At 57.5% G+C, this 25634-nt stretch carries 24 protein-coding genes and 1 pseudogene; 20 read left to right on the forward strand and 5 right to left on the reverse strand.

Annotated elements, in window-relative coordinates; translation table 11 throughout:
- Positions 1 to 175: 175 nt before the first annotated feature.
- The 8 genes from V9K67_RS12750 (at position 176) to V9K67_RS12785 (ending at position 7314) form a co-directional block, all read left to right on the forward strand.
- On the forward strand, positions 176 to 649 hold the full coding sequence (locus tag V9K67_RS12750; protein WP_336723010.1) for a response regulator: 474 nt from the start codon (positions 176 to 178) through the stop codon (positions 647 to 649).
- Positions 650 to 745: 96 nt separating this feature from the next.
- Positions 746 to 1996, forward strand: coding sequence for a trans-sulfuration enzyme family protein (locus tag V9K67_RS12755; protein WP_336723013.1), 1251 nt, complete (start codon positions 746 to 748; stop codon positions 1994 to 1996).
- Between the two features lie 62 nt (positions 1997 to 2058).
- Positions 2059 to 4029: a cyanophycin synthetase gene (gene cphA / locus V9K67_RS12760; RefSeq protein ID WP_336723016.1), complete on the forward strand. Its 1971-nt coding sequence runs from the start codon at positions 2059 to 2061 to the stop codon at positions 4027 to 4029.
- Positions 4030 to 4101: 72 nt separating this feature from the next.
- Entirely contained in the window at positions 4102 to 4689 is a 588-nt protein-coding gene (locus V9K67_RS12765) for a glutamate ligase domain-containing protein (protein WP_336723018.1), read from the forward strand.
- 91 nt (positions 4690 to 4780) lie between these two features.
- Positions 4781 to 6025, forward strand: coding sequence for a GAF domain-containing sensor histidine kinase (locus V9K67_RS12770; RefSeq protein WP_336723019.1), 1245 nt, complete (start codon positions 4781 to 4783; stop codon positions 6023 to 6025).
- 84 nt (positions 6026 to 6109) lie between these two features.
- Positions 6110 to 6274 (forward strand): hypothetical protein, encoded by a 165-nt coding sequence (locus V9K67_RS12775; RefSeq protein ID WP_336723020.1) that lies wholly within the window; start codon positions 6110 to 6112, stop codon positions 6272 to 6274.
- Between the two features lie 186 nt (positions 6275 to 6460).
- Complete coding sequence (locus V9K67_RS12780; RefSeq protein ID WP_336723022.1) at positions 6461 to 6778, forward strand: GreA/GreB family elongation factor; 318 nt, start codon at positions 6461 to 6463, stop codon at positions 6776 to 6778.
- A 29-nt stretch (positions 6779 to 6807) separates the two neighbouring features.
- The gene (locus V9K67_RS12785) at positions 6808 to 7314 is read left to right on the forward strand and encodes a hypothetical protein (protein WP_336723025.1); all 507 of its coding nucleotides are present in this window, start codon (positions 6808 to 6810) and stop codon (positions 7312 to 7314) included.
- Between the two features lie 349 nt (positions 7315 to 7663).
- On the opposite strand, the gene V9K67_RS12790 is transcribed toward V9K67_RS12785, so the two are convergent.
- Entirely contained in the window at positions 7664 to 8467 is an 804-nt protein-coding gene (locus tag V9K67_RS12790; protein WP_336723028.1) for a class I SAM-dependent methyltransferase, read from the reverse strand.
- 119 nt (positions 8468 to 8586) lie between these two features.
- Between V9K67_RS12790 and V9K67_RS12795 the strand changes: the two genes are divergently transcribed.
- Both V9K67_RS12795 and V9K67_RS12800 read left to right on the forward strand, forming a co-directional pair.
- On the forward strand, positions 8587 to 10704 hold the full coding sequence (locus V9K67_RS12795; protein WP_336723030.1) for a hypothetical protein: 2118 nt from the start codon (positions 8587 to 8589) through the stop codon (positions 10702 to 10704).
- A 1-nt stretch (position 10705) separates the two neighbouring features.
- Positions 10706 to 11749: a glycoside hydrolase family 53 protein gene (locus V9K67_RS12800; protein ID WP_336723033.1), complete on the forward strand. Its 1044-nt coding sequence runs from the start codon at positions 10706 to 10708 to the stop codon at positions 11747 to 11749.
- 45 nt (positions 11750 to 11794) lie between these two features.
- Here V9K67_RS12800 and V9K67_RS12805 read toward each other — a convergent pair whose 3' ends face one another.
- On the reverse strand, positions 11795 to 12193 hold the full coding sequence (locus V9K67_RS12805; protein ID WP_336723036.1) for a (R)-mandelonitrile lyase: 399 nt from the start codon (positions 12191 to 12193) through the stop codon (positions 11795 to 11797).
- 81 nt (positions 12194 to 12274) lie between these two features.
- A complete protein-coding gene (locus tag V9K67_RS12810) occupies positions 12275 to 13153 on the reverse strand; it encodes a helix-turn-helix domain-containing protein (RefSeq protein ID WP_336723038.1) in 879 nt (292 codons plus the stop codon).
- 198 nt (positions 13154 to 13351) lie between these two features.
- On the opposite strand from V9K67_RS12810, the gene V9K67_RS12815 reads away from it, so the two are divergent.
- The 6 genes from V9K67_RS12815 (at position 13352) to ygiD (ending at position 19983) form a co-directional block, all read left to right on the forward strand.
- Entirely contained in the window at positions 13352 to 13882 is a 531-nt protein-coding gene (locus V9K67_RS12815; protein WP_336723039.1) for a DUF6799 domain-containing protein, read from the forward strand.
- A gap of 232 nt (positions 13883 to 14114) precedes the next feature.
- Entirely contained in the window at positions 14115 to 14528 is a 414-nt protein-coding gene (locus V9K67_RS12820) for a response regulator (RefSeq protein ID WP_336723042.1), read from the forward strand.
- 50 nt (positions 14529 to 14578) lie between these two features.
- On the forward strand, positions 14579 to 16486 hold the full coding sequence (locus tag V9K67_RS12825) for a TOL_0244 family TonB-dependent receptor (protein ID WP_336723043.1): 1908 nt from the start codon (positions 14579 to 14581) through the stop codon (positions 16484 to 16486).
- On the forward strand, positions 16486 to 17043 hold the full coding sequence (locus V9K67_RS12830) for a TOL_0243 family YfiR-like periplasmic protein (protein WP_336723045.1): 558 nt from the start codon (positions 16486 to 16488) through the stop codon (positions 17041 to 17043). The genes V9K67_RS12825 and V9K67_RS12830 overlap by 1 nt, the downstream gene beginning before the upstream one ends.
- 13 nt (positions 17044 to 17056) lie before the next feature.
- Complete coding sequence (locus V9K67_RS12835) at positions 17057 to 18988, forward strand: sensor histidine kinase, YfiR-like protein-associated (protein WP_336723046.1); 1932 nt, start codon at positions 17057 to 17059, stop codon at positions 18986 to 18988.
- A gap of 158 nt (positions 18989 to 19146) precedes the next feature.
- Positions 19147 to 19983, forward strand: a complete 837-nt coding sequence (ygiD, locus tag V9K67_RS12840; RefSeq protein ID WP_336723048.1) for a 4,5-DOPA-extradiol-dioxygenase — start codon at positions 19147 to 19149, stop codon at positions 19981 to 19983.
- A 29-nt stretch (positions 19984 to 20012) separates the two neighbouring features.
- Here ygiD and V9K67_RS12845 read toward each other — a convergent pair whose 3' ends face one another.
- Entirely contained in the window at positions 20013 to 22376 is a 2364-nt protein-coding gene (locus tag V9K67_RS12845) for a PAS domain-containing sensor histidine kinase (protein ID WP_336723051.1), read from the reverse strand.
- 249 nt (positions 22377 to 22625) lie between these two features.
- Between V9K67_RS12845 and V9K67_RS12850 the strand changes: the two genes are divergently transcribed.
- From V9K67_RS12850 to V9K67_RS12860, 4 genes and pseudogenes are all read left to right on the forward strand, one after another.
- On the forward strand, positions 22626 to 22907 hold the full coding sequence (locus tag V9K67_RS12850; protein ID WP_336723052.1) for a hypothetical protein: 282 nt from the start codon (positions 22626 to 22628) through the stop codon (positions 22905 to 22907).
- A 74-nt stretch (positions 22908 to 22981) separates the two neighbouring features.
- Entirely contained in the window at positions 22982 to 23215 is a 234-nt protein-coding gene (locus V9K67_RS27160; RefSeq protein ID WP_414696773.1) for a two-component regulator propeller domain-containing protein, read from the forward strand.
- A pseudogene (locus V9K67_RS12855) lies at positions 23143 to 23475 on the forward strand (TIM-barrel domain-containing protein); the annotation flags it as partial. The gene V9K67_RS27160 and the pseudogene V9K67_RS12855, both read left to right, overlap by 73 nt.
- Positions 23476 to 23523: 48 nt before the next feature.
- Entirely contained in the window at positions 23524 to 24114 is a 591-nt protein-coding gene (locus V9K67_RS12860) for a DUF5110 domain-containing protein (protein ID WP_336723245.1), read from the forward strand.
- 462 nt (positions 24115 to 24576) lie between these two features.
- Here V9K67_RS12860 and V9K67_RS12865 read toward each other — a convergent pair whose 3' ends face one another.
- Positions 24577 to 25611, reverse strand: a complete 1035-nt coding sequence (locus V9K67_RS12865) for a sulfite exporter TauE/SafE family protein (protein WP_336723054.1) — start codon at positions 25609 to 25611, stop codon at positions 24577 to 24579.
- Positions 25612 to 25634: the final 23 nt, after the last annotated feature.

Genomic DNA, 25634 nt, shown 5'->3' on the forward strand with positions numbered 1-25634 from the left:
AAAACTTTAGATTTCCCCAGGGGTAAGGCATTTATGGGTAAAGGGCGGGACGCACTTTTCCAGGCCCTTTCCGAATCGGGAAAACAGGCTGCCGGCAACTACCGGGTGTGCAGAAAAGATGCCGCGATTGAACAAAGATGGCATTGCACGTGTACTTATTACAATAAACTGCCGGATGGCGCCAACTGCTTTTCATATTCGCCGGATCCTGTTCATCGAAGATGGGGGAGTGGACTATACCGTTTTCAGGGAGGCCCTGGAAAAGGTGGATGCCGGCATCGAGCTGTATTTTCTGCCCGGCTGCAATTACAGCCACTTTGGGGCGGGCACCTTTATCCCGGACCTGATCTTCCTGACCCTGAAGTCCCCGGGTAAGGAGCACGCCCATTGCCTCCGGCAGATCCGCAACAGCGACTATGCGGCCATACCCGTGATCATGTATGCTGCCAACGGGGGAGAGGAGCAGGTGCAAAAGGCCTACCGGGACGGCGCCAGCCTGTACCTGGTAAAGCCGGTCCTGCTGCAGGAGCTGGTAAGCTGCCTGAAAAAAATACTGAAGGAAATGAACTGGGGGAACCCGGCACAGGTAACCCGGTCTTTTTGCATCGATGGAAAATACATCGCCCTGAAAGGCCGGGACATGCCCTGACCTTGCGCCGCCCGGCGGGCAGCGTGAACGCCCGCCCCGACCACTACCGCATGGTGGTGGAATGAACGTAGATTTAGGCCCTTATAATGCACAAAAATGACGCACCCATCGCCCCCACCCGGCCCGCACAGCATGGGCACCGCCTGCCTGCAGGCAGCGCATGCCTATTCGTTTCACCACGCCCACCTGACGCCCATCTTCGCCACCGCCACCTTCACCTTCGACAGCGCGGAGCAGGGCAGGGACGTGTTTTCGGGCAAGGAGCCCGGTTATATCTATTCGCGCTTCGGCAACCCCACGGTGACCGTGGCCGAGGACGTCATTGCCCGCCTGGAAGCCTTCGGGCTGCAGGACGAAGAAGGCAGGCCCCTCGAGCTGAAAGCACTGCTGCATGCCAGCGGCCAGTCGGCCCTGGCGACGCTGCTGCTGTCGGCACTGTCTGCCGGCGATACGGTGCTTTCGCATTACTCGCTCTATGGCGGCTCCCACGAGCTGATCTATGGCTTCCTGCCCCGCTTTGGCATCCACAGCCGCATTGCCGACCTCAGGGACCTGGAAGGGGTAGCAGACCTTATCCGGAAAACCCCTTCGTTAAAGCTGATCCATGTGGAAACCCCCGGCAATCCCTCCCTGCAGTGCATCGACCTGGAGGCCATCTGCACCCTAGCCCGGCGCCACGGGCTGCGGGTATCGGTGGACAATACCTTTTCCACCCCCTACCTGCAGCAGCCCTTCCGGTTCGGGGCCGACTTTGTCGTGCATTCCACCACCAAGTTCCTCAACGGCCACGGCACCTCCATCGGCGGCGTGCTGGTGGGCCGCGACCACGCCTTCATGAAGGAAAAGGCGTACGGCGCCTACAAGGTGCTGGGCGCCAACGCCAACCCCTTCGACGCCTTCTTGCTGCTGCAGGGCATCAAAACCCTGGAGCTGCGCATGGAAGCCCACTGCCGCAATGCGGCGCAGGTGGCGGCCTTCCTTTGTGCGCACCCCCGGGTGGAAAGGGTCCATTACAACGGCTTGCCCTCCCACCCGGATTACCATACGTCCCAAAAGCAAATGCGGCTGCCCGGGTCGGTCTTGAGCTTTGAGCTGAAAGGGGGGCTGGAAGCCGGCATGGCCTTTATGAACCGGCTGCAGCTGTGCGTGCGGGCCGTTTCCCTGGGCACCGTGGACACCCTGGTTTCCCACCCGGCCTCGATGTCGCATTCGGGCATGTCGCGGGAGGACCGCCTGCAATCGGGGATCACCGACGGGCTGATCCGCATGAGCGTGGGCATTGAAAACAGTGTGGATATCCTCGGCGATCTGGAGCGGGCCCTGTCCGGGGCAGGTGGGGATTTTTAAAACGGGGATGCCCGGAAAATGGTATAATATTTCGGCTGCTTAAGAAACGAAATATTTGCTATATGAAGTTGCTGGAGGTAAAGGTATTGCGGGGACCTAACTACTGGTCCATAAGAAAACAAAAGCTCATTCAGATGCTCCTGGACCTGGAAGACCTGGAATTCCGGCCCACCAACGAGATCCCCGGGTTTTACGAAGGCATCAAAGCCCTGATGCCCTCCCTGTACAACCACTATTGCAGCGAAGGCCATCCCGGCGGCTTTTTTGAACGCGTGAAGGACGGTACCTGGATGGGGCATGTGATCGAACACCTTGCCCTGGAGCTGCAAACCCTGGCCGGCATGAGCACCGGCTTCGGCCGAACCAGGGGCGCCGGGAAGGAAGGGGTTTATTTCGTGGTTTTTTCGTATTGCGAGGAAGAGGAAGGCCTGTACACCGCCGGCGCCGCCCTGCGCCTGGCCGAGGCCCTCATCCGGGGAGAAGCCTTCGATATCGCTAAGGAAGTGGACACGATCAAAAGCCTCTGGCACAAAGAAAAGCTGGGACCGTCGACGCATTCCATTACCGCGGAAGCCCTGCGCCGCGACATCCCGGTCATCCGCCTGGACGCCTCCTCCACGGTGCAGCTGGGCTATGGCAGCAAACAAAAGCGGATCGATGCGGCCATGACCTCTTATACCGGCATCATCGGGGTGGAGATCGCGGGCAACAAGGAAGTGACCAAGAAGGTGCTGGCAGAGGCCCTGGTGCCCGTGCCGGCCGGCCGCATCCTTACCTGCGTGGACCAGCTGAAAGCAGCGATCGAAGAAGTGGGGTTCCCCCTGGTGATCAAGCCCCTGAACGCCAACCAGGGAAAAGGCGCCACCACCCACCTCACCACCTGGCAGGACGCCACCGCGGCCTTTGTGCGGGCCAAAGAATTCTCCGAAGAGGTGATCGTCGAAAAGTTCATTACCGGCAACGACTTCCGGGCCCTGGTGGTGAATTATAAGTTCGTGGCCGCCGCCCTGCGTACCCCGGCCGCCGTCACCGGCGACGGCCTCCATACCATCGCCCAGCTGATCGACCGGGTCAATGCCGACCCGCGCAGGGGCCAGGGCCATGAAAACAGCCTGACGGCCATCCGGGTGGACGAGGTGACCTGGGAGCTCCTGGCAAAAAAGAACTACCGGCTCGATACCGTATTGCCCAAGGACAGGGTGCTGCACCTGAAGCCTACGGCCAACTTAAGCACGGGGGGAACGGCCACCGACGTGACCGATACGGTGCACCCCGCCAACATCCGCCTGTTTGAACGCATCGCCCACCTCATCGGCCTGGATGTCTGCGGCATTGATGTGATGGCCGCCAACCTGTCCGAGCCCATCAAACAATCCGGCGGCGCCGTCATCGAGGTGAATGCGGCCCCGGGCCTGCGCATGCACCTGCAGCCTTCTGCCGGCCAGCCGCGCAACGTGGCCGCCCCAATCATCGATATGCTTTTCCCCACCAATGACGGACGCATACCTATAGTGGCCATCACCGGCACCAACGGCAAGACCACCACCACCCGGCTGCTGGCCCATATCGTGCAGCACGAAGGTTATTGCACCGGCTATACCACCACCGACGGCATTTATATAAACGGCGAACAGCTCAACGACGGCGACGCTGCCGGCCCTGCTTCCGGCCGGCTGATCCTCAGGGACCATTCGGTGGAGTTTGCCGTACTGGAATGCGCCCGTGGCGGCATGTTGCGCAGCGGCCTGCCCTTTGACAAATGCGATTGCGCCATCGTGACCAACGTGGCTTCGGACCACCTGGGGATGGGCGGCATCCACACCATCGAACAGCTGGCCAAGGTCAAAGCCATCGTGCCCGAATCAGTCAAGGAAACCGGCTACGCCGTGCTCAATGCCGACGACGACCGGGTGTATGCCATGAAGGACCGGGTGCACTGCAAGGTGGCGCTCTTTTCCCTTTTCCCCGACAATGCCCGCATCGAACAGCATTGTGCGGAAGGCGGCCTGGCGGCCTTTGTCGACGACGGCTAGGTATTGCTGCGCCGGGGCCGCAACCTGATCCCCATTGAAGAGGTTCAGCATATTCCCGTAACCTATGGCGGCATGGCGACGTTCAATATTTACAACGTCCTGGCCGCCAGCCTGGCGGCCTTTGCCAGCAAGATCAACCTCAATACCATCAGCCAGGCGCTGCGCACCTTTGTGCCCACCAACGAAATGATGCCGGGACGGATGAACCTGTTCCGGTTCCCCGATTTTTCGGTCCTGCTGGATTATGCCCATAACCCCCACGCCCTGCAGGCGCTGGGCCAGATGGTCACCGCCTTCGGGGCAACGGTGAAGGTGGGGGTGATCACCGGCGTGGGCGACCGCAGGGACGAGGACCTCATCGCCTTTGCAGAGGAGGCTGCCCGCATTTTCGATAAGATCATTATCCGGCACGATAAAGACCTGAGGGGACGTACGGCGGAGCAGCTGAACGGGCTGCTGTACCGGGGCATCCACCTGGTGGATCCCCATAAGCCGGTTTCCTTTATCCCGGACGAGTGCGCCGCCGTGGACGAAGTGGTACGGACGGCCATCGCAGGGTCGCTGGTGGTCATCCTCAGCGACGACATAGAAGAAGTCTATGACCGGTTGAACTATCACCTGGACCGGGAAAAAGAAAAAGAAGCAGCCCCCCAGGTTTAAGGAACCCAACAGGCCCGCCGGGTACGGAAAGCATCATTTTTGCGTTATAGCGATGAGCAAGGTTTTTGGTAACCATCAGCAAACCTATTTTATGATACAGGCCGCTTTACCGGATAATGAAACGCAACGGCTGCAGGAGCTGCAGTCCTACCACATCCTGGACACGGAAGGGGAAAGTGATTTTGACCAGATCGCGGAACTCGCCTCCCTCATCTGCAACAGTGAGATTTCACTCGTCTCCCTGGTAGACAAGGACCGCCAGTGGTTTAAAGCGCATAAAGGACTGGGGATTGACGAAACGCCCCGGGAGGTTTCCTTTTGCGCCCACGCCATCCTGCAGGACGATGTGTTTATTGTGGAAGATGCGCAACGCGACGAACGTTTTTGGGACAACTCCCTGGTCACCGGCGGGCCGCACATCCGCTTTTATGCCGGCGCCCCGATCATATCGGAGCAGGGCCATAAGCTGGGCACCGTCTGCGCCATCGACAAACACCCCCGGCAGCTGACGCCCACCCAGAAAGAAGCACTGGAAAAGCTCTCCCGCCAGGCAGCGGTCCTGCTCGAGTTTAAAAAGCAGAATGCGCAGCTGAAACAGGCGGCAGCCGAGCAGCAGAGGCTGGCGGCACAGGCCGAAAGGCTGAACGAGGAGCTGTTCCGCAGCAACGAAGACCTGCAACGGTTCGCCCATGTGGTCTCCCACGACCTCAAGGAGCCGGTGCGCAAGGTGCTGACCTTCGGGGAACGGCTGCAGCACGAGTTGAACGGCATGCTGACCGAAAGATCTACGCTCTACCTGTCCAAGATCAGGGAGGCCTGCCACCGCATGCACCGGATGGTGGAAGGGGTGCTGCAGTATTCCTCGCTCAATGCCCGGGAAGCGGAAAAAGAACCGGTCGACCTTTCCGAAGTGATGGACCGGGTGGAAGGCGACCTGGAACTGAAGATCGCAGAAAAAGTAGCCGTCATCGAACGAGGCCCCCTGCCGGTGGTGACGGGCTCGCCGGTGCTGCTCTACCAGTTGTTTTACAACCTCGTCAACAATTCCCTGAAGTTTGTGCGGCCGGGGGTACCGCCCCGCATAAAGGTCCATTGCACCGGCAAAGCCGGGGGCTTCTTTGAAATCACCCTGCAGGACAACGGCATCGGCTTTGAACAGGAGCAGGCCGAAAAGATCTTCCAGTCGTTTACCCGGCTTCATTCCAAAAGCGAGTACGAAGGAACGGGCCTGGGCCTTTCGTTGTGTAAAAGCATCGTCGAGCGGCACGGCGGCACCATCCGGGCCGAAGGGAAAGAAGGCGCAGGCGCTACCTTTTATTTTTCCCTGCCGGAATAAAGTGCCCCACCCCGCGACCCTCGTTTTAACGAAGCTTTAATTTACCGGGGCTTTTCTATCGGATTTTTTGCTAGATTTGTTGACATGGCAGGTAGCACTCACCATAATGCACAAACGATTTCTCCCCGGTACGTGGTGCCGGATACGAGGGATTGCTATACCTGTTCCTTTACCGAGTTTTATCCTTTCTGCTCCAAGCTGTATTACTTCTCCAGCTACAAGGAGTTTAACGGGCTTTCCCGCGCCTGATGCTTCCGGGATAGCTTTTTCTAAGAACCATACGTCACCTGTGCACGGTGCCGGCACGCTCCTGTAGCCGGGACGCCGAACGCACCTGATTGTAGCGTTTTCCTTTATGGGCTTTCCCGGCCGGTTTCTGCGGCTGCCCAGGCGCCTGCCTCCTTCCCTTTATTCACATCCCTAAAATGATATGTTATGCCTGAGGTAAATGAACAACCCATTTTCAGCCAGGAAGATTATGAGCGGGCAAAGCTGGAGGCCCGTGACCACTGGCCGCCGGAGGTGGTGCGCCTGAATTCCAGGGTGACCATCCAAGACGCAAAAGAAGGAAAAGTCCTGGAGCTTACGGTGGTCCTTCCCGAAAAAGCAGATATAAAGCAGCGCAAAGTATCGGTGCGCTCCCCGGCAGGCACGGCACTGATCGGCTGCCGCACGGGCGATACCGTAGCGTGGGAGGTGCCTTCCGGCAGGAAGGCCTTCACCATCCTGGAGGTCGCTCCTTCAGGTAATTAACGATTCGGGAACACTAAAAAAGCAAACACATGTACCTCTATCTTTTTCTGGCCGTCCTTATCGGCCTCCCCGCCCTGTACGGGATGCTGCAGGTGGTCCGCCAGGGGCGTAAAAAAAGCCGGCAGCTCCGCCTGGCCGGGGCCTTTGACGCGCTGGTGCGCCAGCACAAGCTTTCGGTAGAATGCCTGGATATCCTGGAAGGCAGGATCATTGCCCTGGACCGGAAAAATAAAAAACTCCTGCTGATCGACCATACCGGCAAGCACCGGCAGGAGTGCTGCATCTCCCTGTTCCACGTCCGGGAGGTCAGGATCGTAGAAGATCAGGATCCCGTTCACCGGTGCACCCACACCTTGTCGGTGGAACTGGCGTGCCGCAGGGCTGATACGCGGTACCGGTTTTATTTTTATCGCGACGGCCGTGACGCGGTAACGGAGCTGCCTTCCCTGTCCCGCAAAGCCCTGCACTGGCACAGCCGCATCAGCCTCCACCGAAGCCCGGGCATTATTTCCCTGGAACAGGAATTTACCGGGTAACAAAAAGGGCTTCAGTCCATACGGCCTTTACAACTGACAGTCGTTTTCATTAGATGGGCATACCAGATTCCTCGCTTGCCTAAGGCGGGCCAGGGGCCGCGCTGCCAATGACAAAAAGGACAAAGCGCTACTTTAAGACTGTCATTATAAACGCAGTGAGGAATCCCGTCGGAAACGAAGGAATATTTCTATTCGAAGGAGGGGTTTCCTGTACCACAAAAGGACTTTTCGTGCCCCGACGGGATTCCTCACTGCGTTTATAATGACAGCTCTACAGGTTGTCACCAGCTTTAGAATTGTTCCTTCGAAATGGGTCTTCTGAATAACAGTCTTAAACAAACACTCTTCACTATTTGCGGAGGACAAAGCGGTAATACACCAGCTCCCCGGATTTCAACTGGCTATGGGCCTGAGAACCCACCACGCCGGAAAACTCTTTAAATACCCCTTGCAGCCAGGAGGGCACATGCTCCTTGATGCGTTGCTGCTTCACCGGCTCCTCCTGCTCTATAGCCATCGCTACATTGGGGCTGATATTTTCTTCAGATACCAACTGCAAGCCGCAGGCCCGGAGCTGCTCCCGGAGCAGGGCCATGTCTTTGGCCACCCGTATATCCGCCAGTAAAAGATAGCCCCCTTTCCGGAGCACTCTTTGGACTTCCGATAAGAACTGCGGCACGGAGCCATAGGTATGGGAAGATTCCACGTTGATGACCGCGTCAAAGCTGCCGGGGGCGAAGGGAAGGCGCTCGGCGCTGCCCTGCACAAACCCGAGACCGCCGGCGCCAAAGTATTGATTAGCCCTTTTCACTGCCTGGAGGGCAATGTCCACGCCCATGACTTTTGCGGGACGGAGGTACTTTTTCAGGTAAGCGGCGCCCCCGCCCCTGCCGCTGCCCACTTCCAGGACGTCCCATCCCTCCAGGTTTATTTTACCGGCCAGGTAATGGTACAAGCCAATAGGGTAGCGGTTGATCTCGTCGGCAGGGGCAAGGGATAAAGCCGGCTCCTGCGGCAAAGGCGCATAGCCGTAGTTCATAAAGGACCAGTTCTTTACCGTAAACTTTTTGGCGAGGACCTCGTAAATGGGCTTCCAGAGCAGCCGCCGGAAAAGGGCGTAGTCGGTGAGTTTCAAAAAGAGCCGGGTGATCATAAAAAATTTTGAAAGCGAATGGGGACATAAAGCTAGGGGGATTGAAATGAAAGAGGATATTCTTATTCAATTTATTGAATGCCTTATCTTAGTTGGCCCCGACCAAAAACGTAAACCACATGCAACTTTTTCGCATCCTCCGGCTGTCGCTGGCCTTTGTACTGCTATCCGGCACGGAATCCCCCGTTAGCGCACAACGCATTGACCGGCAGGCGCTGGTGAGCCGGCATAATGTAAAACTTTCCGAAGCGGATGCGCTGGCGCCGCTGTCGGTAGGCAACGGCGATTTCGCCTACACGGCCGATGTTACCGGCATGCAGTCGCTGGAAGGTTATTACCACAAAAACGGCATACCGCTGGAAACGATGTGCACCTGGGCCTGGCACTCCTTCCCCAACACGCAGCAGCTGAAGCTGGAGGACGCCATGAAGCCGATCGACTTCCACGGCCGGCAAATTATGTATGCCAGCCAGGAGAAAAGCCCGGCCGGCGAATACTACCGCCAGAACCCGCACCCGGTACCCCTGGGACAAATCGGCCTGACGGACGCGGGCAGGGCGCTGGAGGTGACCGACATTACCGGGGTGGACCAAACGCTCGACCTGTGGCGGGGGCTGATCACCAGCAATTATACGCTCCACGGCCAGGCGGTATCGGTGCAAACCGTTGCCCACCCGCAGCAAAGTATGGTGGCCTTCTCCATTCAATCCAACCTGCTCCGGTCGGGCAGGCTGACGCCGGTCCTCCGCTTTCCGTATGCCTATGACCTGAAGATCAAGAACAAGCCGCCCTTTGACTGGAGCAAGCCCGACCGGCATCAGACCACCATCGTCCGCCAGTCGGCCAACAGCGCTTTGCTGCAACGCAGCATCGAGGGCACCACCTACTATGTGGCCCTGCACTGGCAGGGCAAGGCCCGGCTGGAAAAGGCGGGCAACCATTCTTACCTCCTGAACGCCGCCGGCAGTGACAGCCTGCAGCTGGTTTGCCGGTTTTTGCCCGCCCGAAGCATGCAGCCGCCGCCCACCTTTGCGCAGGTAAAAGCGGCCGGCGCTGCCGGCTGGAAAGATTTTTGGGAAAAAGGCGCCGCAGCCGACCTGTCGGCCAGCAAAGACCCGCGGGCCACCGAGCTGGAACGCCGCATCGTACTGTCGCAATACCTGCTGAAAGTGAACTATGCCGGTTCGTTCCCGCCCCAGGAGACCGGCCTGACGCACATCAGCTGGTATGGCAAGCATAACTCCGAAGTGTATTGGTGGCATGCGGCCCAGTTTTACGAGTGGGGCCATCCCGAGCTGTTGGAAAAAAGCTTTGCCTGGTACCAGAAGATTTTACCCAAAGCCGTTGCCGAAGCCAAACGCGAGGGCTTCGAAGGGGCCCGCTGGCCCAAGATGGCGGGCATCGACGGGCGCACCAGCCCGGGCAGCATCAACCCGTTCATCATCTGGAACCAGCCTAACCCGATCTACCTGGCAGAACTGATCTACCGGGCAAAACCGACGCCGGCCACCCTGAAGCAATACAGCGACGTGGTTTTTGAGTCGGCCAAATTCCTGGCCTCCTATGCTTTTTACGATACCAAAACAGGGCGCTACGTGCTGGGCCCGCCCATCAAGGCGGTGAACGAGCACACGTCGGAAAACGCCACCCAAAACCCTACCTTCGAGCTGGTGCAATGGTACTACGGCCTGAAGGTGGCGCAGGACTGGCGGGTGCGGATGGGCCTGCCCCGCCAGCCAAAATGGGACGATATCCTCAACAAACTTTCACGCCCCACCATCAGCAACGACAAGTACCTGGAGATCGAGACCGAGCCTTCCGGCGGCGGTTCCGACATGATCATGGCCCTGGGCTACCTGCCGCAAACGCCCATGATCGACCCAAAGATCATGGCCAATACCTTTAACGCCATTTACCAGCGCGGCGGCATGCGCAGCTTCATCAGCTGGAGCCTGGGCAAGGGGGCGCTCACCGCCGCCCGGCTGGGAGAACGGCAGAAAGCCATCGACATCTTGTGCAATGATACCTTCGGCGCCCATTTTTTAAAGAACGGGCATGTGCAGCGCGCCAAAGAACCCTTGACCTGCCCTGCTTACCTGCCGGCAAACAGCGCCTTCATGGCGGCCGCGGGCTTGATGATCGCCGGGTGGGAAGGTGGCCCGGACAGCAATGCGCCCGGCTTCCCGCAGGACGGCAGCTGGACGGTAAAATGGGAAGGATTGAATAAATTACCGTAACATGATCCGAACCTACAAAGCAATGATCCCGTGGGCGCTCCTGCTGGCCGTTCTGTGCGGGTGCAGCGTGCTGCAGCCGGGAGCAAAGAAGCAGGCGTTCGCCAAAGGCGCCGACATCGGCTGGCTGCAGCAGATGGAAGCCACCGGGTATAAATTCTATAACGACAACGGCCAGGAAGAGGATTGCTTCAAAATCCTGAAGGACCACGGCATCAATACGATCCGCCTGCGCACCTGGGTGCACCCTTCCGACCACCGGGCTAGCGGCCATAACAGCAAAGCGGAAACCGTGGCCATGGCGGTGCGTGCCCGCAAATGGGGCATGCGGGTCATGATCAATTTCCATTACAGCGACAGCTGGGCCGACCCCGGGAAGCAAAAAAAGCCGGCGGCCTGGGAAGGCCATGATTTTCCGAGGCTGCTGCAGGATGTCTATGACTACACCTATGACGTCATGAGCGATCTGAAGAAAGCCGGCGTACAGCCCGAATGGGTGCAGGTGGGCAACGAAATTCCCGGGGGCATGATCTACCCGGAGGGAAGCACGGCCCACTGGCCGCAGCTGGCGCAGTTGATCAATAAAGGGTATGCGGCGATCAAAGCGGTAAGCCCCCGTTCCCAGGTGATCCTGCACCTCGACCAGGGAAACAACAAGCAGCGGTTCCGCACCTGGTTTGACAGTGCCCGGGCCCACGGCGCCCGGTACGACGTGATCGGGCTTTCTTATTATCCCTACTGGCTGCCCGGGAAGCCCGATTACACGCTTTCCATCGACGACCTGGGCCAGAACATGAAGGACCTGGCGGCACGCTATGAAAAGGAAGTCATGGTGGTGGAGGTCGGCGGAGAGGATACCCAACCGCAAAACACCTACGACATGCTGGTGGCGGTGATCCGGAAAGTAAAGGAGGTTCCCCGTAAAAAAGGGCTGGGGGTCATTTACTGGGAACCCCAGGGCGCCAGGAGCTGGAGCCGGTACCCGTTAAGCGCCTGGGGCGAGGACGGCAGGCCCACCAAAGCACTGGACGCCTTCCTGGCAGACTGACGTCTAACGTCAAGGCATCCGTGCATTGCGTTGGGCCTACCCACATCATCCCTTCTTATACTGGTCGTCGCTGACCTTTTCCATCCAGTCGACCACTTTGCCCGCCAGGTTTTCCTGCAGGGCAATATGGGTCATTCCATTGGTGGCGGTAGCGCCATGCCAGTGCCGTTCGCCCGGCTCAAACCAAACGACATCCCCCGGGCGCACTTCCTCCACCGGCCCGCCTTCCCGCTGCACCCAGCCGCAACCGGCCGTAATGATCAGGGTTTGCCCGAGCGGGTGGGTATGCCAGGCGGTTCGTGCGCCGGGTTCAAAGGTGACGCTGGCGGCGGCTGCCCGCCGGGCACCATTGGCATCGAATAAGGGGTCGATGCGCACCGCCCCGGTAAACCAATCCTCCGGGCCTTTGGCGGAAGGCCGTGCGCCTGTTCTTGTGATTTCCATTGCTGCTGTTGTTTAGGTGCTCAAAGGTAGGCCGGTCCGGCCCATCGCGGGTAATGATTATCCCACCAATTATTATGGAATTCAAACCTCCAGGCTGCGCAACGACTTGGGGTTGGTGCCGGTCATCCGCTTGAAGTAGTTGTTAAAATAAGAAGGGTATTCAAAGCCCAGGGCATAGGCAATGTCAGAAATGTTCCAGTCGGTATGCTGCAGCAGGGCTTTTGCTTCACTGATGATGCGCTCGCTGATGTGGGCGGAGGTCGGCTTGCCGGTCACTTCCTTTACGGCACGGTTCAGGTAATTGACATGCACGTTCAGGCTTTTGGAAAAATCCTGCGCCGTCTTCAATTGAAGGGGGCGGTCCGAGCTTTCGATGGGGAACTGCCGTTCCAGCAGCTCCAAAAACACGGAGGCCAGGCGGGAGGCCGCATTGGTGTGCCGGTCGTATTTTTCCGAAGGCTGCAGCTTTAAGGCCTCGTGAATGATCAGGTGGATGTAGTTGCGCATCAGGTCGTCTTTGTATTGGTAATCGGCCTGTTGCTCCTCGATCATTTTCCGGAAGATGGTGTTTAAAAACTCCCGCTGCTGATCGGTGATTTTTAAAATGGGCGTGCCCCCGATCTTGAAGAAAGGCGACTGTTGCAGGGTTTCGGAGCGGTCGGACATTTTCAAAAAGTCTTCGGAGAAAAGGCAGGTGTAGCCCACATAGCTGGTGGAAAGGGTTTCCCAGGAATACGGGATGTGGGGGTTGCCGAAAAACAAAACCGTGCCCTCGGTTTCAAAGCTCCGGTCCGCGTAGTGGATGATGCTCCTGCCGGTGGTCAGGCAGATCTTGTAAAAGTCTTTCCGGCTGTAAATGCGGGTGGCCTGCCCGTCGCCTTCAATCTGGTACACGTTGAAGCCCTTCAGCTTTAGCTCGTTATTGAAGGCGGAAACCAGGCGCACGCTCTTGTTTTGCATGGGGTAAAGTTAAGGAAATCAATACAGCTTATGGGCGAATAAGGCCGGGGCGCACTACCGGGGCGGGCAGGGCGGGAGCGGGGGGCGGGCGGCCCCTAAATCTGGCACAGCTTTTTCTATTGCTGAACACCATACTGCCGGCAGGCCGGCGTTGCCACCGCAACCGCCCCCTGCCGCCAGGCCCTAAAACCATTCATCATGAAACAAGTTATTGCAATGGCTGTGGCAGCCCTCTCCCTGGCAGCCTGTAACAATGAAAGTTCCACCACCGGCGAAGCCGCCGACACCAGCATGACGACCACTACCACCACCACGGATGTCGGCTATGATACCACGGCAACTTCCACAACGACCACTACCTCCACCACCACCACTTATACCCCCCGGGAAGGCGACGTCACCTACCGCAACAACAAGGTACTGGTGATGCGGAACGGGGAATGGGTGGAAGCCAAAGAAGACGTGCGGCTGGACAATGGTGACGTGGTGACCCGCAACGGTAAAGTAAAGCGGGCCGATAAAGAGGTGGACCTCGACGAAGGCGAGGTGGTCGACAGGACCGGCAACTTCTTTGATAAGGCCGGCAACGCCATTGAAAATGCCTGGGACAAGACGAAGCATGGCGCAAAAGTGGCCGGTAAAGCCATCGGCAACACGGCGGAAAAAGTAGGCCGCAAAGTGAAAGATGCCGTAGACGGCGACCATGACCGGAAAGAAAAGAACCCATAAAGCAGCAATAGTTGCCTACCTGTTTCCCATCCCTGTCCCCCCTTAAGGACGGGGATGGCTGTTTTAAGGCACCCGGGGCCGGGAACGGAAAATGTTACTACTTTATTTAATTTAAAAAAAATCCCTCTATATCTGACAATTGGCTATTTTAGCGGCCTTTGGATCAATTTTCTAAGAAGCGGTCCGGGATCATATTCGGATGATCCCGGATTCGACAACCACCCATTTGAACATGCGTACCTGTTTTCTTATTGAAAATGATGAAGAGGACCAGGAGATCTTCAGCCTGGCCCTGCAGGAAGTAGCCCCCGGCAGCAACCTGGTTGTTGCCGAAAACGGGGTGAGCGCCCTTGCCCTGCTGCAGGCAGACAGGGCTCTTTTGCCTTCTATGATCTTTATCGACATGAATATGCCCCTGATGAATGGCAAGGAGTGTTTGCAGGAGCTCAAAAAGATCGGCTACCTCCGGGAAGTGCCGGTGTACATTTATTCCACTACGGCCGACCCCGCAGCCATTGCCGAAGTAAAGGCCCTGGGGGCGGAAGATTTTTTTGAAAAACCCTCCAGTTACCATCAATTCACGGTTTTGCTGGCAAAGCTGATCGCCGGTTACCGCTTACGCAGCCATCGTTCGTGCAACGTCTGATCGCCGTTGCCCGTCCTTACCCCTCACCCTTACCCAGCAAAACTATTTTTTTGAATACGGTTATCAAAACAATCTCCCTCCTGGTGCTCCTGCTTCCCCTGGGGGCTGCGGCACAGGAAGAAAAGCTGTCGCCGGAAGCCTTAAAGAAGCTGTCGGTGGAAGAATTGATGGATGTGGAAGTGACCCTGGTATCCCGCTCCCCGCAAAAGCTTACCGAGGCCGCGTCGGCAATCCAGGTGATCACCGGGGACGACATCCGGAGATCCGGCGCCACCAGCCTGCCGGAAGCCCTGCGCCTGGTGTCCAACCTGCAGGCGGCACAACTCCAGTCCAATGCCTGGATCATCAGTTCCCGCGGCTTCAATACCATTTTTGCCAACAAGCTCCTGGTGATGATCGATGGCCGTACGGTGTATACCCCTTTATTTGGCGGCGTGGTCTGGGAACTGCAGAACGTGCTGCTGGAAGACGTGGACCGCATCGAGGTGGTCAGCGGTCCCGGCGGCTCGCTCTGGGGCGCCAATGCCGTCAATGGCGTGATCAATATTGTGACCCGGTCGTCCAAAGAAACGCAGGGGCTTTATGGAAGCCTGGCGGCCGGCACCTTTGTCAAGGACATGGCGGCCCTGCGCTATGGCGGAACCATCAACGACCAGATCTCCTACCGGGTCTACGGCCAGCATTTCGACCGCGAGGCCACCCGGCTGCCTTCCGGGGCAAAGAACCACGATGCCTGGGGCCTCAGCCAGGGCGGCTTCCGCCTGGACTGGAACGCCTCCGCCTCGGACCAGCTGAGCGTCCAGGGCGATTACTTCGGCGGTGCCCGTGAGGGGTCGGCCGGAAAATCGGCGATCAACGGGCAAAATGTCCTGGGACGCTGGAACCATACGGTTTCCAACCGGTCCGACCTTTCGCTGCAGCTGTACTTCGACCGGTACGACCGCGAGGATAAAGCCTCCGCTTCGGATACCCGGCTGCATACCTTCGACCTGGATTTCCAGCACCGCTTTCCTTTAGGCAAACGGCAAAGCATCCTGTGGGGCGCGGGTGCCCGGCTGGCACAGGACTCCAGCTGGTTTGCCACCAACCTGATGGGGATCCTGCCCACCCGCAAAAGACTGGACCTGTACAGCGGCTTTCTCCAGGATGAGGTCAGCCTCGGCAAACGCCTGAAGCTGACGGTGGGCACCAAGCTGCTGCACAACGTCTATACCGGCTTCGAGCTGCAGCCCGGCGCCCGTTTCGCCCTGACGGTACGCAAGGACAACCTCCTGTGGGGGGCCGTCTCCCGGGCGGTGCGTACGCCCAGCCGCTACGATGTGGATTATTACCTGCCGGCCTACCCGGTACCGCCCACCAGCCCCAGCGTTGCCGGCGGCCCCAACTTCGTTTCCGAAAAGATGGTGGCCTACGAGCTGGGCTACCGCATCCGGCCCAATGCCGTCTCCAATTTTTCGGCAGCCGTCTTTTACAACCGCTACCGGGATGTGTACAGCGTGGAGGCCCTGCCGGGTACCCTCACCTACCAGATCCAGAACGGATCGGAGGGCGCCTCCTGGGGACTGGAGCTTTCCGGCACCTATAAGCTCACCAATAGCTGGCGCCTGAGGGGCGGTTATACCTATTTTGACAAGGACCTGCACGCCAGGCCCGGGCACGTGTTCGACCCCGCCTACCTGGGCAATGATGTCAAGCACCAGGGCCTCCTGCACTCGATCCTGGACCTGCCCTTTCACCTGCAGCTGGACCTGACGGGCCGCTACCTGGACCGGCTATCCAAAACCCTGGCCACCGCGGAAGTGCCCCCTTATGTTACCTACGACGCCCGCCTGGCGTATACCTTTAAAAAAGGGGAGCTGTCGGTGGTCGGCCAGAACCTGCATAAAGACAAGCATGCAGAGTTTGGCACCCTGCAGATCCCCCGGAGCGTTTATCTTAAAATCACGGGGCGCTTTTAATGCACACACAAAAAATATATAGCCGCCCGACCGGAGGAAGAATGCTGCTGCAGTGGTCCTTTTGTTTTGCCCTGGCCTTTGCCTGGCTGGGGTTGAACGCCCAGTCCAACCCTTCGCGGGAATACCAGGTGAAGGCGGTGTTCCTGTACAACTTTACCCAGTTTGTACAGTGGCCGCAGGGGGGCTCCAGAGGTCCCTTCATCATTGGCATTTTAGGCAACGACCCTTTTGGCGCTTACCTGGACCAGACGGTGGCCAACGAGAGAGTGGCAGGCCGCAGCATCGTGGTGCGGCGGTTCCGGGAAGCGGGCGACGTCGGTGCCTGCCATATCCTTTTTGTGCACGCCGCGCAAGCCACCCCCGGGACGCTGGCCGCCCTGAAAAACCGGGGTGTATTGACGGTAGGGGATGCCGGCAACTTCATCAGCCGGGGCGGCATGGTCCGGTTTTATACGGAAAACAATAAAATACGATTGCAAATCAACCTGGCGGCCGCCAAGGAGGCAGACCTGGAGATCAGCTCCAAGCTGTTGCGTGTGGCTGATGTGGTGGAATGATAACGGATAACCCATGAATGCGAAACATACCTCCATACAGCAAAAGCTCATGCGTGTCATCCTCCTGACGAGCGGGGCGGTGTTATTAATGACGTGTGCCGCCTTCTTTATCTATGAGCGGATCACCTACCGGGATATCACCCGGCAGCAGTTGTCCACGCTCAGCGAGATCGTGGCGGCCAACAGCACGGCGGCCCTGGCCTTTGACGACAAGGAATCCGCCACCGAGATCCTGGACGCACTGGCTACCGAAGAGCATATTGTGGCCGCAGGTTTATACGACAAGGAGGACGGGCTGTTTGCCCAGTACGGAGCGCAGCCTTCGGGGCTTCCCGCCCGGCCCGGCCCGGACGGGTACCGCTTTTCCGACCGGCACCTCGACGGGTACCAGGGGGTCTATTTAAACGGTATCCGCATAGGAACCCTCTACATCCGCTCGGATATGAAGGCCATGCACGGCCGCTTCCGGCTGTATGGCCTGATCACCGTCCTGTTCATGGGGGTTTCCTTCCTGGTCGCCTACCTGCTGTCCAAACGCCTGCAAAAATCGATTTCCATCCCCATACTGGAACTGGCCCAAAAGGCCCGGGTAGTATCGCAGCAGCACGACTACTCGGTGAGGGCGCTCAAACACAGCGAAGATGAAGTGGGGGCGCTGACGGAGGCCTTTAACCACATGCTGGCCCGCATCGAAGCCCAGAATGCCGACATTACCGCCTTTGCCCACCAGCTGGAGCGGAAGGTGGCCCTGCGGACCAAGGAGCTGGAAGAAACCAATACCACCCTGCGCCAGCAAAACGACTTTGTCGAATCGATCCTGAACGCCTCGGTCGACCTCATTGCCGTTTTTGACCGCGACTACCGTTATTTGAAAGTAAACCAGCAGGCCACCCGGTTTTACCATTTAAAAAGAGAGTCCCTGACCGGCAAAAAATTGCTCGAGGTCTTCCCCCAGCTGGCCGGATCGGCTATGGTGGAAGACCTGGAAAAAGCCTTCGGGGGCCAGGTGGTGCACCGGCCGGCCTACCATTCCTACCTGGCCAACCGCCAGTTTGAAAACTTCTTTATTCCCCTGCGAAACAGCAACGGGGAGGTCGACCGGGTATTGGTGATCGGCCATGATATCTCTTCCATCATGGAAGCCTCCGAGAAGCTGAAGGCCGTGAACATGGCGCTGGAACGCTCCAACCAGGACCTGGAACAATTTGCCTATGTGGCCTCCCATGACCTGCAGGAACCCCTTCGGAAAATCCAGGTGTTCTCCGACCTCTGTGAGAAGAATGCCCAGAAGCCGGAGGTATTGAACCGGTACCTGGGAAAGATCAACTCGTCGGCCCGGCGCATGACCGAACTGATCAAGGCAGTGCTGAATTACAGCCGCCTGTCGAAAGAAAGCGCTGAATTCGTGGCCGTGGATATCAACCAGGTGATCGAAAGCCTGCGGGCCGACCTGGAACTGACCATCGAGGAAAAGGCGGCCGTGATCACCACCAACAAACTGCCGCTGGTCATGGGCAATGCATTGCAGCTCAACCAGCTGTTCCTGAACCTGCTCACCAATGCCCTGAAGTTCTGTGAGCGGCAGCCCCGGATCAGCATTCATGCCTCCAGGGCAACGGCCGCCGAGCTGGGAGACCATCCCTCCCTGGACAAGGACCGGCACTATGTAAAAATCGTTTTCGCGGATAATGGGATCGGCTTCAACCAGCAATATGCCGACAAGATCTTTACCATCTTCCAACGGTTGCATAACCGCGATAATTACAGCGGCACGGGCATCGGCCTGGCTTTATGCAAAAAGATCGTGGAAAAGCATGGCGGAAGCATCGCCGTATCCAGCAGGGTAGGAGCGGGCACCACTTTCTTTATCTTCCTGCCGCTCCATACCGCTTACCCCGGGCCTTCGGCCCTGCTCCCGCAAGCCGTCTCTTATCCAAAGGCTTAGCGCTCCCTTGGCCGCGGCTGAAGCGGACGTTGATGTAGATCAAGGCCTTTTCTTGCCTTACCGCAATGGAAAGAGGGTGTTCCGTAAAGTAGCTTTGCAGGGAACGACGTATGGAACGAAAAACCTTTATCAAAAACATCGTTACAGGAGCAATTGGTATGACTACTCTATCCGCATTCAGAAATTTCACCGCCGGCTTACCCGAACAGGAAGGGCTGATGCCCGTGCTGTTCGTCGGTCATGGCTCGCCCATGAACGGCATCGAAGACACGGAGTTCAGCCGCCGGTGGACCCAAATGGCGCAGGAGATCCCAACGCCCAAAGCGGTGCTGGTGGTATCGGCCCACTGGTTCACCAAAGGCACCCGCATTACCGCCATGGATTTTCCCAAAACCATCCACGACTTCGGCGGCTTTCCCCAGGAATTGTTTGACGTACAATACCCCGCCCCGGGCCACCCGGCCCTGGCCAGGGAAACAGCCGGCCTGATCCATTCGACGGGGGTGGAGCTGGACCACGACTGGGGACTGGACCACGGCACCTGGACCATCGTCCGGCACATGTATCCGTTGGCCAACATCCCGGTGCTGCAGCTGAGCATTGATTATACCAAGGGCCCGCAATACCATTACGACCTGGCGGGGGAGCTGCTGGCGTTGCGCAAAAAAGGCGTGCTGATCATCGGCAGCGGCAACCTGGTCCACAACCTCCGCATGGTGGCCTGGGACCGCCTGAACGACCCCGAATATGCGTATGACTGGGCCAAAAAAGCCAACGACCAGTTCAAGAATTTGATCCTGGACGGGAACCACCAGCCGCTGATTCACTACAGTTCCCTGGGAAAGGAAGCCCTGCTGGCGATCCCCACCCCGGAGCACTACCTGCCCCTGATGTACACCCTGGGATTAAAGACGGCGAAAGACAACGTCTCCTTTTTCAACGACAAGGCGGTCGGCGGCTCCCTCACCATGACATCCGTAAGGCTGGGCGCCTGAGGCCACGATAAAGAAATTTCAACCGGATATCAAACCGGCAACAGGATCTTAAATGTGGCTCCGGAGCCGGGGGCGCTTTCCGCCCAGATGTAGCCCCGGTGGTTTTCCACCACCTTCTGCACAATGGACAGGCCCACGCCCGTACCCCGGTATTCGGCATTGCTGTGCAGCCGGGTGAACACCTGGAAGATCCGCTCGGCATCCTTAGGGTCAAAGCCGATCCCATTGTCCTTTACTTCGATCAGGTGAAAGGCGCTTTCCCCTTCCGCGAACAGGTCCGGCTTCACCTCTCCCGCCCGCACCACCCGCGACGTGATGGTGATCTTCGGGCGCGTGCCCGGCGCACTGTATTTAAGGGCATTGGAGATCAGGTTTTGAAACAGCTGCAAAAACTGCCGGCGGTTGCCCTTGATGGTAGGCAGGCGCCCCACCTGCAATACCGCGGCCTTCTGCTCCACTTCCAGCTCCAGGTCCTCCAGCACCGTTTCCACTTTTTTATTGAGGTTGATTTCCACTTCTTCCACCACGCCCTTGGACACCTGCGAATAGGACAGCAGGTCGTCTACCAGGGTGCCCATGCGTTTGGAAGCCCCTTCCAGCCGTTCGAACAGCCGTTTCTGGCTGTCGGTCAGGGTTTCAAAAAGTTCGCCCTTCAGCCGGTCGGCGAAAAAGTGGATCTTCCGGATCGGCTCTTTCATGTCATGGGAGGCGGCGGAGGCAAAGTCTTCGAGGTTCTGGTTGGAGCGTTTCAGCTCGGCGTTGCTTTTCTGCAGCGCTTCGTTGGCCCGGGCCAGCTCGCGGGTCCGCAGCACCACCACTTCCTCTATTTTCTGGCGTGCCAGCACCTGCGCCGTCACATCGATGGAGATGACCAGCACCCCCAGCACGTTGCCTTCGGAATCCTTGTGCGGCTCATATACAAAGTTCTGGTACACGGTTTCGGCCTTGCCCTTGCGCACCAGCGCTACCGGCCGTTCATAGGCCTGGAAGGGTTCGCCGGTGCGGTACACTTGCTCCAGCAGCTTTTCCAGTCCCTGTTCGCGGGCATCGGGCAGCCCTTCAAAAATGGGTTTGTGCATCACCGCTTCCACGGGCTTGCCCCAGAGTTCGATCATGGCATCGTTGGCGATATCCACGATATGGTCGGCCCCCATCAGGATGCACATGGCCACCGGCGCCTGCAGCACCAGGTTGCGCAGGTTCTGCTCGCTCTGTTCCACCCGTTGGCGGGCGGTATGCAGGTCGGTGATGTCCACGCCTGTATTCATGACCCCGGTAATCTGCCCGTCCTCGTACAGGGGCGTAAAGCTGTAGTGAAAGTAAAAGGTGCGGGGCTTGTCGTCCACCACCAGGTCGAGGCGCTGGTTGCGGGCATGGAAGGGAATGCCGGTGGTATACACGCGCTCCAGCTGCTCCAACACGCCCTGGTACTGCATTTCCGGCAGCACCTCCGCATAGCGTTTCCCAATAACCTCCGTTCCCTTGCCCCAGATATCCATGATGCAGGAGTTGGCCATTTCGATGCGCATTTCCGGCCCGGCATAGACCGCTATGGGGTAGGGTGCGTTCTGGATCAGGAAGCGCACCCTTTGTTCGCTGCTTTCCACCTGCCGGCGGGCTTTGATCTGTTCGGTGACGTCCACGGCCACCGCAATGACCCCCGAAACCGAGCCGTCGCCTTCGCGGAACGGCTCGTACACAAAATTGAGGTAGACGGTCTCCATGGTTCCCCCGCGGGGAACGGAAACGGGGCGCTCCCAGGCGGTAAAGGTTTCGCCGGTGGCCACTACTTTCTGCAAAATTTCTTCCAGGCCCTGGTGGCGGATCTCCGGCAGGGCTTTGAACACCGGCCGGTGGAGCACTTCTTCCGCTCCCTTTCCCCAGATCTCGTACATTTTTTTATTGGCCACCTCCACCACGAAAGAAGGCCCGCGGACGATGCACATGGCCACGGGCGCCTGCAGGATGGTGCTGCGCAGGTTTTGTTCGCTTTCCGCCAGCTTCCGGCGGGCCGTTACCCGTTCGGTGACATCGGTGGCAATGGAAAAGATACCCGTCACTTCGCCCTCTTCGTAAAAAGGCTGGTACAGCAGGGTGACATAGAGCTGGTCGCGGCGGCCGTCGCGGTCGTACCAGACCGGGATTTCGTCGGATTGAAAGGGTTCGCCGGTAATACGCACCCGGTCCAGCAGGTCGATATAGCCTTGCTCGGCCACTTCCGGAAAGGATTCCAGTACCGGTTTGCCCACCACCTGGGGGCCTTTGCCCCACAGCTTCAGGATCGGCTCATTGGCCATTTCAATGACGTAATCGGGCCCTTTGAGCAAATACATGCCTACGGGCGCCTGCATGAGTAAATTGTAAAACTTCTCGGTCTCTTGGGTATCGTACATAGTCATTTCCAGGGTTCGGGAAAACAGTATTTAAGCAAATCTAGCTGATTCCCTCGTTTTCAAATAGTTGTAAATGCTAAAATCTCCAGCCCCTGAGTCCTGCAAAATAGGAACCAAAGGCCGCTTTTCTTCCCGGGCGTCCCGTGTAGGCTCAAATATATGCGATCGGCGTGCTTAACTTTATCCCGGAACCTGGTCGGAAAGGTTACCGGCTGATGCCCTATGAACGAAAGTTATGAACGAACCGGCTTGCATCGAAATTTTTATTCCCTCCGGTGGAAACAGATCTTCCTGTATTTCCTGGGATGGCTGCTTACTTCCGGCCTGCGGGCGCAGGACTTTGTTTTTTCCCCGGTGGACGGCCGCGAAGCACTCAGCGAAGAACAGATCCGCAACATCACCCAGCTGCCGGGACGCTTCCGGCCGCGTATGGATCGGCACCGGTCAGGGACTTTTCTGCCGGGAACCGGGCGGCCGCATCCTACGCTACCGGCAAGAGGGCGTTACCTGTTTTTTCCGGGGGCCGGCTAAAGAGTTGATCATCGGCACCCAGAGCAGCGGGCTTTTGAGCAGGAACGAAACCACGGGGGCATTCAAAACCCTTTATCCCGCCCAGGTGCTGCCTGCTGCAGGACCGCGAAGGCCTGCTGTGGATGGGCACACAGGACGGGCTCAATCTATGGGATGAGCGGAACCGCCGGCTCTACCAGCTGCATATTTCGGACGGGTTGGTCAACAACAGCATCAAAGCCCTGGTCGAAGACAGCGATCACTCCCCTGGAGCGGCGATGTGCGCTCCAACTGGGAAACCTTTCGCAAGCAGATCCCGGCCGGCCTGAATTTTTCCCTCACCGGCATCCCTTACTGGAATACGGACATCGGCGGTATCTTTGCCGGCAGCTTCGTCAAGGGCGGCGGCGCCCAAAACCCGGAATTCCAGGAGCTGTACACCCGCTGGATGCAGTTTGCCGCCTTTACGCCGATGATGCGATCGCATGGAACGGATATCCCCAGAGAAATCTACCAGTTCGGCAACCGCGGCGACCAGGTGTTTGACGTGCAGGAAAAGTTTATCCGCCTGCGCTACAGCCTGCTGCCCTACACCTATTCCACGGCCTGGGACGTCACCCGGAACGGGGGCACGTTTATGCGCCCGCTCTACCTGGATTTTGCACCGGACAAGCAGGTGTTAACAATAGATAACGAATACCTGTTTGGCAAATCCCTTCTGGTGGCCCCGGTCACCCAAAAAGGAGCGACCTCCCAATCCGTTTACCTGCCGGCCGGCACCGCCTGGTACGACTTCTGGACGGGCGAAACCACCGAAGGCGGGAAAAGCGTGGAGCGGGCAACGCCCCTGGAGATCGTCCCGCTCTATGTAAAAGCCGGCGCTATCCTTCCCTGGGGGCCAAGGGTACAGTATGCCGCGGAAAAGAAGTGGGACCACCTGGAAGTCCGCATCTACCCCGGCGCCAACGGTACCTTCACCCTGTATGAAGATGCCGGTGATTCTTACGATTACGAAAAAGGCGCTTTTTCAGAAATTACCTTCCGCTGGAACGACAAGGCCCGCACACTGGCCATCGACAGCCGGAAGGGCCGCTTTCCGGGAATGCTTGCCGGCAGAACCTTTAACCTGGTCGTGGTGAAGGGGCCAAACGGCGCCGGTGCCGATGGGGCGGCCACCATCACCAAAACCCTTGGCTATAACGGCAAAGCGGTGACTGTAAAATTGTAACCGGTATACGAAACAGTAACGCCCTCCCGCTTTAAAGGAGGGCTTTTTTTTACAGGATACACCCTTAAATAAAAATCCCCTCCGGAGGGAGGGGAAGATTTATAAGGCGTTTCGGAAGTCGTCGGTTCAGGATACAGACGCCTTTGGTTTTTCAGGATCTGGACGTTTTCAAAAGGTACTTACGGATAAAAACGGGCTTTTTCAGGATACGGGAAACGGTCGGTTTGGACGAATTGGATTTGGTTTTTTTTGGATATTCAGGCTTTCAACAGGTATCGGATCGTTTGACCAGTCAAAGATAGAATGCCGATGAGCGCTTTGCCTTGTTCCTTCGGTGAATGCCCCGCTTTTGAAGGTGAATCTTTTATGAAAAAGAAGCGTTAAGAGTATAGCTGCGCAACGCAGTAAGGGTAAGGCCTGAATGGCGTTGACCGGTGAATCATCCGGAAAGATGACGGGCGTCTACACTTCAAATTTGGTCAGCTGATTGTTTTTATAGCAATAGAATTCATAGGTCGCTTTCTTGCCAAAAGCAAAGACCTTTTCGAGGTATACGGCATCATAATTTTTCTTCAGCAGAAGGTACTTTTCCTGCAGGCGGCCGGGTAGTTCCCCGGGCTCAATAGGACGTTCCACTTCCAAACCATCATCCAGGGCATACTCCACTACCAGGTTGGTGTTTCTCCAGGAAATGACGGAAGCCCGTTCGTTATCGCGATGGATCGTAGCAAAAGAGATCTTATCGTTCTTCAAAATTTGATCCGTCGTACCCACCAGCAACAGGATCCCGGAAAACACCATGGCTCCATACCCTATTTTCCGGAACAGGTGTTCGCTTAAATAAGGAAGGATAAATTTTACCGTATAGGAAGACACCACCGTGCCGGCGGCTACCGCCAGTCCCAACCCTAATGCCCTGTGGGAATACAGCCCCAGTGAAATATAAATGACCAGCTTTATGAAATGAAGGAACACTTCATTTGCCGCCCGTGTAGCGATGATCTGCTCTTTGGAAAGGCCGAACTTTAAGTAAAACCGGTTGAACAAAAGACCGATGGCCCCGGTAATGCCGGAAACGAAGCCGGCTAAAAAACCTATAGTCGCCAGGACAAATTTCGGGCAGGGCTTTTGGGAGGACGCTTCCTTTTTCTTCGATTGGAAAAGTTGCGGCACATTACCTACCAGGAAAAGGGCAACGACCAATTGCAAATAATCGGGATTAATGTATTTTATCAGGTAAGCGCCTGTCCACACTGCCGGAATGGAAAAAGGAACGAACCAGAAAAAGATCTTCCAGCGGATATGCTTTTTAAAAACGGCAATTCGCGATACGGAGCTGGTAAAGCTGCCGATCGTTAACGAAAACGGAACTACGGAAGCCGGCAGGAACAAGTTGAGGATCGGGAGGAGGATCAGGCTGGCCCCTCCACCACAGATCGCACTCATCCAAAACGCTATTATGGTTCCAAAAAACAAAAAAATCAATTCTAAAATCATAGGCAAAAGGTAAAAGGCCGCGC

Source organism: Huijunlia imazamoxiresistens, assembly GCF_037132455.1.
GTDB lineage: Bacteria > Bacteroidota > Bacteroidia > Chitinophagales > Chitinophagaceae > Flavisolibacter > Flavisolibacter imazamoxiresistens.

Coding starts and splice junctions, on each gene's coding strand:
- V9K67_RS12785 (WP_336723025.1), top strand. CDS start 6,808: ATGTACCTCTATCTTTTTCTGGCCGTCCTTATCGGCCTCCCCGCCCTG.
- V9K67_RS12845 (WP_336723051.1), bottom strand. CDS start 22,376: ATGTACGATACCCAAGAGACCGAGAAGTTTTACAATTTACTCATGCAG.
- V9K67_RS12805 (WP_336723036.1), bottom strand. CDS start 12,193: ATGGAAATCACAAGAACAGGCGCACGGCCTTCCGCCAAAGGCCCGGAG.
- V9K67_RS12780 (WP_336723022.1), top strand. CDS start 6,461: ATGCCTGAGGTAAATGAACAACCCATTTTCAGCCAGGAAGATTATGAG.
- V9K67_RS12770 (WP_336723019.1), top strand. CDS start 4,781: ATGATACAGGCCGCTTTACCGGATAATGAAACGCAACGGCTGCAGGAG.
- V9K67_RS12750 (WP_336723010.1), top strand. CDS start 176: ATGGCGCCAACTGCTTTTCATATTCGCCGGATCCTGTTCATCGAAGAT.
- V9K67_RS12835 (WP_336723046.1), top strand. CDS start 17,057: ATGAATGCGAAACATACCTCCATACAGCAAAAGCTCATGCGTGTCATC.
- V9K67_RS12795 (WP_336723030.1), top strand. CDS start 8,587: ATGCAACTTTTTCGCATCCTCCGGCTGTCGCTGGCCTTTGTACTGCTA.
- V9K67_RS12865 (WP_336723054.1), bottom strand. CDS start 25,611: ATGATTTTAGAATTGATTTTTTTGTTTTTTGGAACCATAATAGCGTTT.
- V9K67_RS12830 (WP_336723045.1), top strand. CDS start 16,486: ATGCACACACAAAAAATATATAGCCGCCCGACCGGAGGAAGAATGCTG.
- V9K67_RS12775 (WP_336723020.1), top strand. CDS start 6,110: ATGGCAGGTAGCACTCACCATAATGCACAAACGATTTCTCCCCGGTAC.
- ygiD (WP_336723048.1), top strand. CDS start 19,147: ATGACTACTCTATCCGCATTCAGAAATTTCACCGCCGGCTTACCCGAA.
- V9K67_RS12815 (WP_336723039.1), top strand. CDS start 13,352: ATGAAACAAGTTATTGCAATGGCTGTGGCAGCCCTCTCCCTGGCAGCC.
- V9K67_RS12755 (WP_336723013.1), top strand. CDS start 746: ATGACGCACCCATCGCCCCCACCCGGCCCGCACAGCATGGGCACCGCC.
- cphA (WP_336723016.1), top strand. CDS start 2,059: ATGAAGTTGCTGGAGGTAAAGGTATTGCGGGGACCTAACTACTGGTCC.
- V9K67_RS12860 (WP_336723245.1), top strand. CDS start 23,524: ATGCGCCCGCTCTACCTGGATTTTGCACCGGACAAGCAGGTGTTAACA.
- V9K67_RS12810 (WP_336723038.1), bottom strand. CDS start 13,153: ATGCAAAACAAGAGCGTGCGCCTGGTTTCCGCCTTCAATAACGAGCTA.
- V9K67_RS12820 (WP_336723042.1), top strand. CDS start 14,115: ATGCGTACCTGTTTTCTTATTGAAAATGATGAAGAGGACCAGGAGATC.
- V9K67_RS12790 (WP_336723028.1), bottom strand. CDS start 8,467: ATGATCACCCGGCTCTTTTTGAAACTCACCGACTACGCCCTTTTCCGG.
- V9K67_RS12800 (WP_336723033.1), top strand. CDS start 10,706: ATGATCCGAACCTACAAAGCAATGATCCCGTGGGCGCTCCTGCTGGCC.
- V9K67_RS12765 (WP_336723018.1), top strand. CDS start 4,102: ATGGCGACGTTCAATATTTACAACGTCCTGGCCGCCAGCCTGGCGGCC.